At 67.5% G+C, this 11,824-nt stretch carries 10 protein-coding genes; 4 read left to right on the forward strand and 6 right to left on the reverse strand.

Annotated features, from left to right (window positions below; genetic code table 11):
* Positions 1-157: 157 nt before the first annotated feature.
* Together VMJ11_RS26120 and VMJ11_RS26125 are read right to left on the reverse strand one after the other, a co-directional pair.
* Positions 158-1,090, reverse strand: coding sequence for a 2-hydroxyacid dehydrogenase (locus VMJ11_RS26120; RefSeq protein ID WP_325623176.1), 933 nt, complete (start codon positions 1,088-1,090; stop codon positions 158-160).
* A 57-nt stretch (positions 1,091-1,147) separates the two neighbouring features.
* Entirely contained in the window at positions 1,148-2,125 is a 978-nt protein-coding gene (locus VMJ11_RS26125; protein ID WP_414694473.1) for an AraC family transcriptional regulator, read from the reverse strand.
* A 191-nt stretch (positions 2,126-2,316) separates the two neighbouring features.
* Between VMJ11_RS26125 and VMJ11_RS26130 the strand changes: the two genes are divergently transcribed.
* Complete coding sequence (locus VMJ11_RS26130) at positions 2,317-3,369, forward strand: NAD(P)-dependent alcohol dehydrogenase (RefSeq protein WP_325623178.1); 1,053 nt, start codon at positions 2,317-2,319, stop codon at positions 3,367-3,369.
* A 300-nt stretch (positions 3,370-3,669) separates the two neighbouring features.
* A complete protein-coding gene (locus VMJ11_RS26135) occupies positions 3,670-4,632 on the forward strand; it encodes a LysR family transcriptional regulator (protein ID WP_325623180.1) in 963 nt (320 codons plus the stop codon).
* A gap of 140 nt (positions 4,633-4,772) precedes the next feature.
* Here the strand turns inward: VMJ11_RS26135 and VMJ11_RS26140 are convergent, their stop codons facing one another.
* The gene (locus VMJ11_RS26140; RefSeq protein ID WP_325623182.1) at positions 4,773-5,372 is read right to left on the reverse strand and encodes a C39 family peptidase; all 600 of its coding nucleotides are present in this window, start codon (positions 5,370-5,372) and stop codon (positions 4,773-4,775) included.
* 362 nt (positions 5,373-5,734) lie between these two features.
* Here VMJ11_RS26140 and VMJ11_RS26145 point away from each other — a divergent pair, with 362 nt between their 5' ends.
* On the forward strand, positions 5,735-6,589 hold the full coding sequence (locus tag VMJ11_RS26145; protein WP_325623184.1) for a helix-turn-helix domain-containing protein: 855 nt from the start codon (positions 5,735-5,737) through the stop codon (positions 6,587-6,589).
* A gap of 156 nt (positions 6,590-6,745) precedes the next feature.
* Here VMJ11_RS26145 and VMJ11_RS26150 read toward each other — a convergent pair whose 3' ends face one another.
* Positions 6,746-8,638, reverse strand: coding sequence for an ATP-binding response regulator (locus tag VMJ11_RS26150; protein ID WP_325623186.1), 1,893 nt, complete (start codon positions 8,636-8,638; stop codon positions 6,746-6,748).
* Positions 8,639-8,648: 10 nt separating this feature from the next.
* Positions 8,649-9,203 carry a molybdopterin-dependent oxidoreductase gene (locus VMJ11_RS26155; RefSeq protein WP_325623188.1) on the reverse strand — a complete coding sequence of 185 codons (555 nt, stop codon included), beginning with the start codon at positions 9,201-9,203 and terminating at the stop codon, positions 8,649-8,651.
* Positions 9,204-9,413: 210 nt separating this feature from the next.
* Between VMJ11_RS26155 and VMJ11_RS26160 the strand changes: the two genes are divergently transcribed.
* Complete coding sequence (locus VMJ11_RS26160; RefSeq protein WP_325623190.1) at positions 9,414-10,361, forward strand: phosphoribosyltransferase family protein; 948 nt, start codon at positions 9,414-9,416, stop codon at positions 10,359-10,361.
* A gap of 119 nt (positions 10,362-10,480) precedes the next feature.
* Here VMJ11_RS26160 and VMJ11_RS26165 read toward each other — a convergent pair.
* A partial coding sequence (locus VMJ11_RS26165) for an ATP-dependent helicase (protein WP_325623192.1) occupies positions 10,481-11,824 on the reverse strand: 1,344 nt, incomplete at its 5' end.

Below are 11,824 nucleotides of genomic sequence, written 5' to 3' on the forward strand. Positions count from 1 at the left end.
TGCAGAATCGGGGCGCGCCGCTCGAACAGCGATTCCGGCTCGCACGAACGGAAGATACGTCATGCTCCCTGCCATCCTCGCGCGGTTGCAGACACAAACCGGCAGCGAACGGGCCACAAGTGTGGTGTGGGGCAGCAGCGCGCGAATGCGCGCGCCTTCAAAGCGGCGTGAGCAGCGCCTCGCCCGCGAAATGGCGCGCCGCATTTTCGGCGAAATGGCGCACCGTGGCCGCGCGCACGTCGGGCGACGTGCCGGCCACGTGGGGCGTGAGCACGACGTTCTCGAGGCCGATGAGCGCGGCCGGTGGCTGCGGCTCGCCTTCGTACACGTCCAGTCCTGCGCCGCCCAGCGTGCCGGCCTCGAGCGCCGCAGCGAGCGCGGCCGTGTCGACCACGCTGCCGCGCGACACGTTGACGAGAAACCCCTGCGGCCCGAGCGCGTCGAGCACTGTGCGATCGATCAGATGCTTCGTCTGCGGGCCGCCCGGCGTCGCGATGACGAGAAAGTCGCTCCATTGCGCAAGCGCCATCAAGGTTTCGAAGTAGCGCGCCAGCGCGCCCTCACGCGGCTTGCGGTTGTGATAGCCGAGTTCCATGCCGAAGCCCGCCGCGCGCCGCGCGACCTTCTCGCCGATATGGCCGTAGCCCACGATACCGAGCCGGCGCCCCGACACCGTGGGCCGCATCGGCAGCGCGTCGCGCCAAACGCCCGCACGGCACGCAGCGTCGAACTGCGGCACCGCGCGCACGGCGGCAAGTAGCAGCGCGAGCGCGTGATCGGCCACGCAGTCGGCATTGACGCCCGCGCCGTTGCATAGCGCGATGCCGCGCTCGCGCGCATGATCGAGCGCGAGATTTTCATAGCCCGCGCCAAGCGCGCCCGCGAGTTCGAGCGCGGGCATGCGGTCGATCTCGTCGGCGGTAAGGCCCGTGGTGCCGTTCGTCAGCACCACGCGCACGTCCTTGCCGTGCTCGGCCACGGCCTGTGTGCGCGCAGCCGCATCGGGTGCGTAAATCAGGTCGAACGGCTCGCCGAGCTCGGCGCGGTCGCCATCGGTGAGCGGAATCAGAACCAGCAGGCGCGGCTTCATCGTGTTGTCATCCTTTGTTCATTGATTCGATGTACGAATCAAATGCCGCCGTGGGGCTCACACAGCGGTCACATAACGCGGCACGACGACTTCCACACGCGGCGCGACCGCCGCGGCGGCGCTGCGCGTGCGGCGCATCTCGTCGGCGGGGCTCATGCCGAACAGGCGCTTGAACTCGCGGCTGAACTGCGAGGCGCTTTCATAGCCCACGCGCGTGGCCGCGGCGCTCACGTTCAGGCCGTCGTGCGTGATAAGAAGGCGCGCGTGATGCAGCCGCGTGGTCTTCACGTACTGCATGGGCGAAGTCGAGGTGACGGCCTTGAAGTGCGCGTGAAAGACGGCAAGGCTCATGCCTGCTTCGGAGGCGAGCGTCTCGACGTCGAGGTCGCCGCAGTAGTCGGTGTGAATGCGGCGCAGCGCCTTCGCAATGCGGCCGAACTGATGCTGATGCGTGAGCGCCGCGCGAATCGCGTCGCCCTGCTCGCCCGTGAGCACGCGGTAACAGATCTCGCGCACGATAGCAGGCCCGAGTATGCGCGCCTCGTCCGGTTGCGCGAGCGCTTCGAGCAGCCGCACCAGCGCGTTCGAAAGCGTCGCATCGAGCGGCGTGGCGTAGATGCCCGAGGGTTCGGCAACCGGGCCTCGCTTGTCGTCGAGCGCCATCAAGAGCTCCGCGACGGTCGTGAGATCCACGCGGATCGAGATCGCGAGGATCGGCTCCTCGGGGCTCGCCTCGGTCTCGCACTCGAACGGCATCGGCACCGAGAGGACCAGATATTGCTGCGCGTCGTAGACGAAGACCTGGTCGCCGAGAAAGCCGCGCTTGCGGCCCTGGCAAACGATAAAGATGCTCGGCTCGTACATGACCGGCCGGCGCGGATGGCTCTCGCTGCCGCGAAAAAGCCGCACGCCTTCGATCGGCGTGGCGTGCACGCCATCGCGCTGCGTGAGCTGCATGAGCAGTTCGACGGTGCGCGCCTGCGTGGCGGCCGCCGGTGCAATGGCCGGCGCCGCAAGAGTTTTGACGTAGACCATTGCGGTTGTACCCCAAAAGAATCGGTCGGGCAGAGAAACAGGCTTGCCAATCTATCATCGAACCGGCGCTTGTGCTTCGCCCCAGGAGAATCAGGCAAGTCTTCGATAGATTCAGGTATTCCCTGGGTGGGCGCCGATGCCTACGATGGGAACCCTGCCGAACCACCCCAAGCAACTGAAGAGGAGTGACCATGTACCCGACTTACGGATATGCCGCGCGCGACGCCGCCGCGCCGCTCGCCCCGTTCGAATTCCAGCGCCGCGACCTGCGCGAGCTCGACGTCCGCATCGACGTGCTGTTCTGCGGCGTGTGCCATTCCGACCTGCACCAGGCGCGCAACGAGTGGCGCAACACGATGTACCCGGTGGTGCCGGGCCACGAGATCGTCGGCCGCGTGGCCGAGGTCGGCAAGGGCGTCACGAAGTACAAGGTGGGCGAACTCGTCGGCGTGGGTTGTCTCGTCGATTCGTGCCGCACCTGCCCGAGCTGCGCCGAAGGTCTCGAGCAGTATTGCGAAAACGGCTTCGTCGGCACCTATAACGGCAACGACCGCGTGAGCGGCGAAGTCACTTACGGCGGCTACTCGACCCAGCTCGTGGTGGACGAAGCCTTCGTGCTGAGCGTGCCCGCGAACCTCGATCCTGCCGGCGCCGCACCGCTGCTGTGCGCGGGCATCACCACGTATTCGCCGCTGCGCACATGGGGCGCGGGCCCCGGCAAGAAGGTTGGCATCGTGGGCCTCGGCGGCCTTGGGCACATGGGCGTGAAGATCGCGCACGCCATGGGCGCGCACGTGGTGCTGTTCACCACGTCGCCCTCGAAGATCGCGGACGGCAAGCGCCTCGGCGCCGACGAAGTCGTGATCTCGAAGGACCCGGAGCAAATGGCGAAGCACGCCAACAGCTTCGATCTGATCGTGAACACCGTGGCCGCGCAGCACGACCTCAACCCGTTCATCGAGCTGCTACGCCGTGACGGCACGATGACACTCGTGGGCGCGCCCGAGCACGATCACCCGTCGCCGCAAGTGTTCAACCTGATCATGAAGCGCCGCCGTCTCGCGGGCTCACTGATCGGCGGCATTGCAGAAACCCAGGAAATGCTGGACTTCTGCGGCAAGCATGGCATTACGTCCGATATCGAAATGATCGAGATGCAGGACATCAACAACGCCTACGAGCGCATGCTCAAGAGCGATGTGAAGTACCGCTTCGTGATCGACATCGATTCGCTGCGCAAGTAAGTCGCGCCGCAGCACCTTCAGACGTCACACCCTGCCCCGCCGGGCCGTCCGTTCCGGATGGCCCGCCAGCCCTTCCTCATCGAGGCCGCGCGCATGCCAAAGCGCGAAGCCGGCCTCCCGTAGTCGAGCCGGCGCCCCCGTGCGCCGCCACATAACCGTCATCGTTTCATTGTTCGTTGACCGCCGCGCGTCGCTTTCCGCGAGACGCCGGCACCGCGAAGCGCTTGCCCGGCTACGCGGCTCACCCCTTTGCATGACTGCGCGGATTTCGTTCAAGCCCAATAAAGAAGGAGCTCGCCCGTGATCGACCGCATCCAGGCGATGCGCACGTTCGTTCGCATCGTCGATACCAACAGCTTCACCAAAGCCGCGCAGTCGCTGGATATGCCGCGCGCCAGCGCAACGACGCTGATGCAAAACCTCGAATCGCTGCTCGGCACGCAATTGCTCGTGCGCACGACGCGGCGTCTTTCGCTCACGCCCGAAGGCGCCGCGTACTACGAGCGCGCCGCGCAGATCCTCGCCGACATCGACGATGCCGAGGCGAGCGTGCGCCAGTCGCCCGGCGCGATCGGCGGGCGGCTGCGCGTGGAGATGCCGGGCCTCATCGCCAACGCGATCGTGCTGCCCGCGCTCGACGACTTCCACGCGCGCTACCCGCAGATCGACCTCGTGATCGGCGTGAGCCTGCGCAATGTCGATCTCGTCGGCGAGGGCGTGGATTGCAGCATCCAGCTCGGCGAGCTGCCCGACTCGGGGCTCGCGGCGCGGCGGCTGGGTGTGCTCGAACACGTGACCTGCGCGAGCCCCGCCTACCTCGCGCGGCATGGCGCACCCGAAACGCTCGACGATCTCGCGCGCCATCCGGTCGTCAACTTCCTTTCGCCGCACACGGGGCGGCCGTTCGAATTCGACTTCGAAGTGGACGGCAGCCCGACCAAGGTGAAGGTGGACGGCTTCGTGCATGTGTCCGACGAGTTCGCCTACCTCACCTGCGGCCTGCAGGGCTACGGCCTGATCCAGCCGCCGCTGCTCGCGGCGCAGCCGTACCTCGACAGCGGCGCGCTGCGCGAAGTGCTGCCGCAATGGAAGCCGCTGCCGACGCCGGTCTCAGTCGCGTTCGTGAAGTCGCGCCAGGTGTCGCCGCGCGTGCGCGTGTTCGTCGACTGGCTCGCTGAGCTGTTCGACGACGCGGGCGCGATCAATCGCGATCTCTCGCGGGTGCGGCAGTTATTGGGCGGCTTGCAGCCCGCCCACGCCTGACGGTGGCGGCTTGAGGGTGCCGGCCTGAAAGCGACGCCCTGAACTCAGCGCCGTGCAGGTGGCGGCCTGAAAGCCACACGCTGAAGCCAGCGCCGTGAAGTTGGCGACCTGTAAGATGACAGCCTGAGGACGGCCGCCCTTCAGCGCGGGCGTGTAAGCGCCATGCCACGGCGCGCGTGAAAGCGCGCCACGGTTTCGTAAGGCAGCCAGGCGTCTGCCTGATACGGCGCGATCCCCGAGGGATTGTGGAACCACACGCCGCCGTCACCGCGCCCGTGCAGCAGGATCAGGTGGCCGCCCTGACGCGCGTTGGCCCGCTCGGGATAACGGATCTCGGGACTCACGGAAACGATCGCGAGCGTGTCGGCATCGAGCCGCGCGGCGCTCGCCTCGATGCCCTCGTCGGTCATCACCTCGACACGAATGCCGAACGCGGCTTGCACCCACGCGGCGAACGGCCGGTAGATCAGGCCGTCCACGCCGCCGTCCTCGCGCACGCGGTACACGCCGCGGCGCAGCGCCTCTTCGAGCAGCCCCGCGCGCGACGCGTGCCCGATGCCCCAATGGTCCAGCGCCGATTCGAGGCAGGTCAGTCCGCACAGGCGCTTCGCCCAGAAACGATAATCGTCGGGCTGCGCAAAGCCGCTCGCGCGCCAGCCCGGGTCCTCGCACGGGTCCACGCCGCGCTCGACGATGGGCGCCACCCACTCCGCGCTTCCCCACTGGCTGTAGTACGGCACTGCAGTGTGCCGCCATGTCTTGTCGTGCGCTTTCAGGCGATATCCCTCGTTACAGTAAGGTTGTTTCGCCGCGCGCGGGCGCCCGGCGTACAGAATCGTGCATCATCGCAGGCGCGCGCCGCGCCCGCAACACTGTCGAAAACGTGGCAAGCCGTGCCAAATCCGCGCCGGCTTTCGGATGGGCTTCGCACGATTGCGGGCAGAATTACATTTAGCCTGGAAAGGCGACCCTCATTTGGCAAATGATGCGTTTAGAATATCGAGCTTCCGTGCGCAGCCAGCGCGAGGCTCGTCACACGGGACTCACGGCGCCACGGCATGATGAATCTGAAACTCAATCCACGATTTCCCCCTGAAGCGGTATGTCGAACGTTGCACACACAACCGACTCGGCCTCGGTCGCGGAGCGCGTACGCGAGCTGATGAGCCGTCACGGCATCGGCAAACGTCAGCAAACCACCGAGCTGTGCCGGATTCTTGACCTGAGCTTTTCACAAGGGCACCGCAAGCTGCGCGGCAACAGCCCGTGGACGCTCGCGCAGATCAAGAAAGTGGCCGAAGCGTTCGGTGAACCGGCGGCCCAGCTATTCGGCGCGCAATTGCTCGATCCGGGCACGGTCGGCGCGAACGCGCAGGAAGCCATGCTGTGCGTGAGCGCGGCCGAGCTGCCCTGCACCGCCTGGATCGGCGCGCCGGTCGAGGCTGGCAGCCGCCCCGACTTCGTCGCCTATGAGAAGCAGGGACAGTGGCGCGTCGTGCGACCGGACGGCGCGCTCTACCAGAACGCGCGCGAAGTCCACAAGATCGAGATCTATCCGCGCCGGGCGGAGTCCGACAAGCCGCTCATCGCGGTCGTCGACGACGATCAGTCCTCCGCCGACAACCTGCGCGACTACCTCGAGCACAGCGGCTACACGGCGCTCTCGCTCTACGGCCTCGCGGCGTTCAACGAAGCGCTCGAAAACCAGGTGTTCGACGGCGTGGTGATCGACTGGCTGTTCGGCAACCAGACCGCCGCCGAGGCCATCCGCCGCGTGCGCGCCTCCGAGAACCCCGATGCACCCATTTTCGTGCTCACCGGCGAGCTCCTGACCGGCAAGGCCAGTGAATCCGAGATCAGCCAGGTCGTGCGCCACTACGACGTGGCGTGCTACGAAAAGCCGGCGCGCATGGCGATTCTCGTCGCCGATCTGTCGAAGCGGCTCAATCGCGGCTAAGGCCGGCCCAGTCACCAGTCACCAGTCACCAGGCACCCGGCACTAAGCACCCGGCACTAAGCACCCGGCACTAAGCACCAGTCACTAAGCACCAGTCACTAAGCACCAGTCACCAGTCACCAGGCACCAGGCACCCGGCACTAAGCACCAGGCGCTTCAGGCCGCCTCGCGCGGCGCCGTCAGCGCACGCTGCAACGCCGCGCGCAGCACCTCGTAATGCACGGGCTTCGTCAGCCGGTCGAAGAACGGCGTGGCCTCGCCGCCCGGCGTTTCGCTCGCGAGCGTTGCGAGCCCCGCCACGTCCGCGCTTACCGCGATCACCCGGGGCCCGGCATGCGCGCCCCCGCTCGCTTCGAGTCCCGCCATGAACGCGTAGCCATCACGGCCCGGCATGTGCAGATCGAGCAATACGACGTCGCATGGCTCGGCAGCGAGCAGCGCGAGCGCGCTGTCGGTGTCGCCGGAGGCGAGCGCGCTGTAGCCCATGTGCGCGGCCATCTCGCACAGCGACTCGCGCACGAGCGGATTGTCGTCCACCACCAGCACCCGCGGCGGCGCATGCGCGGGCTGCGCATCCTCGGCCGCGGCCTCGGCCGCGGCTGCCGGCGGTTCGACCGGCGTGACCGGAATGCGCACCGTGAAGGTCGTGCCTTCGCCCACGCGGCTTTTCGTTTCGATCGTGCCGCCGAACAGCTCGACGAGGCCGCGCACGATCGCGAGCCCCATCCCCGCGCCCTCGTAGCGCCGCGAGCGCGACGTGTCGAGCTGCGTGAACTCCTTGAAGATGAGCGGAATCTGCGCCGCCTCCACGCCCGGCCCGGTGTCGCTCACGACGATGGCGAGCATGTCGGCACCGGCCGCCTCGGCAGCGGGCACGTTGGCATCGACCACCCGCCGCCCGGCAGGCGCGAGCGCCTCCAGCGCGAACTCGATCCGCACCTTGCCGCGCTCCGTGTAGCGAATCGCGTTCGTGACCAGATTGTTGGCGATCTGCCGGATACGATGCGGGTCGGCCAGAACGGGCCACTCCGGTCCCACCCACGCATGCTCGAAGACGAGCCCGCGCGCGCGCGCCGCCTGCTCGTTCTGATCGACAATCGACTGCAGCAGCTCGCGCGGCTCGAATTCCTCCTGACGAAGTTCGAGCTTGCCCGCGCCAAGGCGCGCGTAATCGGTCAGGTCCTTCATCTGCGCTTCGAGCTGGCGCGCGGCGGTTTCGAGCCGCTGGATCACCTTGCGGTCGGCCTCCGAGTGCGAGTTGAAGCCGAGCAGCTCGATCGAAGAGACGATCGCGTGCAGCGGCGTGCGCAGCTCGTGGCTGATCATGCCGAGGAAGGCGTCCTTCGCCATGCTCGCCTCGCGCGCGGCGCGGCTCGCCTGGTGCTCGGCTTCGAGCGCCGCGTGCTGCTGGTGCAACAGGCGCGTGCGCCGGTAGCCGTTCATCACGAGCAGCACGGCCGCCGCCGCCGAAAGCACGAGCAGCACGAGCCCCGCCGCGAACAGCTCGCGGCGCTTGGCAATGAAGTCGTGGCGCATCGCCTCGCGCTCGGTGACGTCGGCGAAGCGCCGGTTCAGCGCCAGATCGGTGATCTGGGTCCAGTGGGAATCGAGCGCCATCAGCATCGGCACCGCGCGTGCGGGGTCTTCCTCGAGCACCGCGATTTCGGCCTCGAACGGCGAGATCGCCGCATCCAGAATGGCCAGATCGGCCTCCTGGCGCTTCATGAGGCCGGGCTGGTTCGCGAGCGAATGCGTCGAGCCCTCCATCACGTTGAGCTTCGACTGCAGCAGCTCGTAGCGCAGCCGCACCTTGTCGAGATCGCGGTCTATGCCGTCAGCGTAGATCAGCAGCTGACTCTCGAAGCGCGCATAGGCGATCTGGAGCTGCGCGGCGTCCCAGTAGAGACCGTCGTAATTGCCGGTGAGGCGTTGCATGACCTGCGGATTGAGCAGATTCGCGTAAAGCAGATAGCCGACCGCCACCACGGGCGGCGCGAGCGCCGCTACCCAGATCATCGCCTGCACGAAGCGTCTCAATGGACGTCGCATCGCCAACCGCTCACCGCTTGATCGTCATCGACTTGATCTGCCACGCAAATTTGGCGTCGCCCGCTGCGCCGTCCAGCTCCATCGGATACTGGTCGCGCGGGTAGATCAGGAACAGGGGCCCGAAATTGCTCACCTTCAGGCGCTGGCCGTTCATCGCATAGGCGACCACGACGCCGTAGTGGTCGGCGTCGGCGACGGGCACCACGCAGGTGTAGTCGTCGATCGTGTGAATCTCGATTTCGCTGCCGTACGCGCCCACGGCCTTGAGCACGTCGGAGAGCAGCGGGCCCGTGAAGGTCGAACGCGGGGTCCAGGTGGTGGATGTCGTGAGCGAATGCACGGGCAGCGCCAGCAGTTGCGCCTCGCTGAAGTGATAGGCCGTGTGGGCCGCGTTGTTGGTTACGTGCACCTCGCCGTCCACGTCGAGCGAGAGCGAACTCACCGGCGCGGCCTGCGCGAGTTGAGCGAACTGCGCAACGAACTGCGGCGCGAGGTTGCCCGCCAGCGCGAACCCCAGCACGGCGGCGCAGCGCCGCCAGCCTGGCCATCCTATGAAATCCCGCATGTTGCCGCAGCCCCTTCGCGCGATGCATCGCGTCGTTTTCGTGTGTCGTGCCGAGGCGCAACGCTGCCTCACCCACCCGTCCGGCCAGCAGGGGCCGGCGAGCATAGGCATAATATCGTCAAATATTGCGCGGATACCAGGCGTCTTGCTCGCAAGCACGCGCGGTATTTCGTATGCGTCGGCGAGACACTGCGTCACTCTTTTCATCCCATGGACAAACCCGTCGTTCCGCTCACCTACGAACAACTCGATCATTGGGTCGAGTCGCTGCAACCGGCGCTGATCGCGGAGGATTTCGCGATCGTGGTTGGCATTCTGCGCGGCGGCGCACCGCTCGCGCTGATGGTTTCGCACGCAACCGGCGCGGGCGTCGCGTTTCTGCGCTACGACCGCGACACGCGCGAAGTGCGCTGGGACTCGACGCTGCCGCTGCCCGAGCCCGGCTCGAAAGTGCTGCTGTGCGAGGACATTGCGGGGCGCGGCCGTACGCTCGTCGACTGCATTGCTTTCCTGCGCGAGCACGGTCTCGTCGTGCGCACGCTCACGGGCGCCTACGATGACCTGAGCCGTTTGCGCCCCGATTACTCGATCGACGCGAGCGGCTATTTCACGCTCTTTCCGTGGGAACGCCAGGCCTACACGGACCGCTATCGCGCCGACTGGGCCCGCGACGGCAAAGGCGAAGGCACGGGCATGGCCGGCGACCACGAGTACGCGGTCTACGCGATCGACCTCGACGGCATTCTGCTGCCCGACATTCCGCTCGCGCGCTACGACGAAGATCTCGTCGCGGCGCTCGCCGAACGCGACGCGCTGGTGCCCTTCGAGCGCCTGCCGGGCGTCGACCTCAAGCGCGCACGCGCAATCATCACGGGGCGCCCGGAGATGGACCGCGAGCGCACGCTCGCCTGGCTCGAACGCCATGGCTTCGGGCATCTGGAGCTCGTCATGCGCGCACCCGGCGAGTACGACGACTCGGCCGCGGGCGCGGCCGCGCACAAGGCCGCGGCCGCCGTTCGCTGCGGCATCACGCATTTCATCGAGAGCGACCCGGTCCAGGCCATCTTCATCGCCCGGAAAGCGCCGCTGCTGCGCGTGATCTGGTGGAATGCCCACGCGCGCACGGGCACGCTGATCGGCGCCTCCGCCTGGAGCTGACAGCGGCCGCCCGAACCGCGCCGAACGGCACGGCACGGCACGGCACGGCACGGCACGGCACGGCACGGCACGGCAGCATCGCACCATACCGCGGCGCGCAGCGCGTGCGGCCGAGGCGCTTACGCGCCGCTGCGCTGGCTCTCGATGAACCTGGCAGCACGCGGCGAGGCCACCACGATCAGCTTCATGGCCGCGCGCGTTGCGCCGACGAAAAGCTTGCGCGCGGCGCGTTCGTCGAACGCCTCGAAGTCGACCTCGGTCAGGATCACGCACGGCGCGGACTGCCCCTTGAACCGGTAGACCGAATCGAGCAACACGTCGCCCTCGCGGTATTGCGGGTTGCCGAACAAGTCGTACTGCCCCGTGAAGCTGCGCAGCCGGTGCGGGCCGAGATGATCGAGCGGCGTGAAGAGCGAATGCTCGCGGCCCCGATACGAGAGCACCACGATGTCCTGCTTGCGAAAGCCGAGCGAAAGCGCCTGTGTGATGGCGCGCTTGGTGGCCGCAACCACACCCGGCTCGCCGCCGGCTTCCGCCTGGCGCTCGTCCCAGCTCGCCACCGTCACCTCGGAACCATCGAACGGACTGCCCGCCGCGAGTTGCGCGATCGCGGGCACGGTGGGACCGGCCACGTCGCGTAAAAAGGCGAGGATATCGCGCGGGCTGCGATAGTTCGTGCTCTCGCGCAGCGCCGTCCAGCCAGGCAAGGCGACCGGCTCGCGCAGGTACAGGTTCTGGAGCGGATCTTCGAGCCACCACCACGCCGCGCCGGGCCGCAGCAGGCGCTCGAGGGCGCCGACCCATGCCTGCTGGAAGTCCTGCCCTTCGTCGGCAATCAGCACGTCGAACTGCCAGCGCTCGTCAATGGGCGTCTGCGCAAAGCGCCGCTCGAGATCGCCGAACACGTCGGGGCCGTCGAAATCGGGCACGTGGCCGCCGTCGCGTGCGATCCAGTCGCACAGCTGGTGCCAGGTCGCCACCTTGACCCCGGGCGGCGCGAGCTTCGAAACGTGATCGGCGAGCGGCCGGTTGAAGCACACGTAGAGCGTGCGCGCGCCACGCGCCACCGCGTCCTTCATGACCTGCACGGCCAGCTGTGTCTTGCCCGAACCCGCCGTGCCGATCACGCGCAGCCGGAACGGCTCGAATTCGAGGCGTCGCGCCCACGTGGCGAGCCCGCCCGCGAGCCGCGTGACGAGCGTGCCCGCCGCGCCGACCAGCGCGCTCGTATCGGGCGTGAGCGAAAGCTCGTCGGCGAGAAAGTGGTGGATCTTCGCGGCACAGGGCAAGCGCGGCTCGTCGGCGGGCAAGGCTTCGAGCACGATCGCGGCAAGCCGTGCCTTGCGCGTGGCGTCGACGATGCGTGCGGGATTCACGCCCGCGATCGCCGGCTCGCGCACCACATGGTCGGGGCAATAAAAGAGCTCTTCGAGCACGTAGGTGCCCGCGCCGAACGCCGCGGT

Origin of the sequence: Paraburkholderia sp. (genome assembly GCF_035501035.1) — a bacterium.
Taxonomy (GTDB): domain Bacteria; phylum Pseudomonadota; class Gammaproteobacteria; order Burkholderiales; family Burkholderiaceae; genus Paraburkholderia.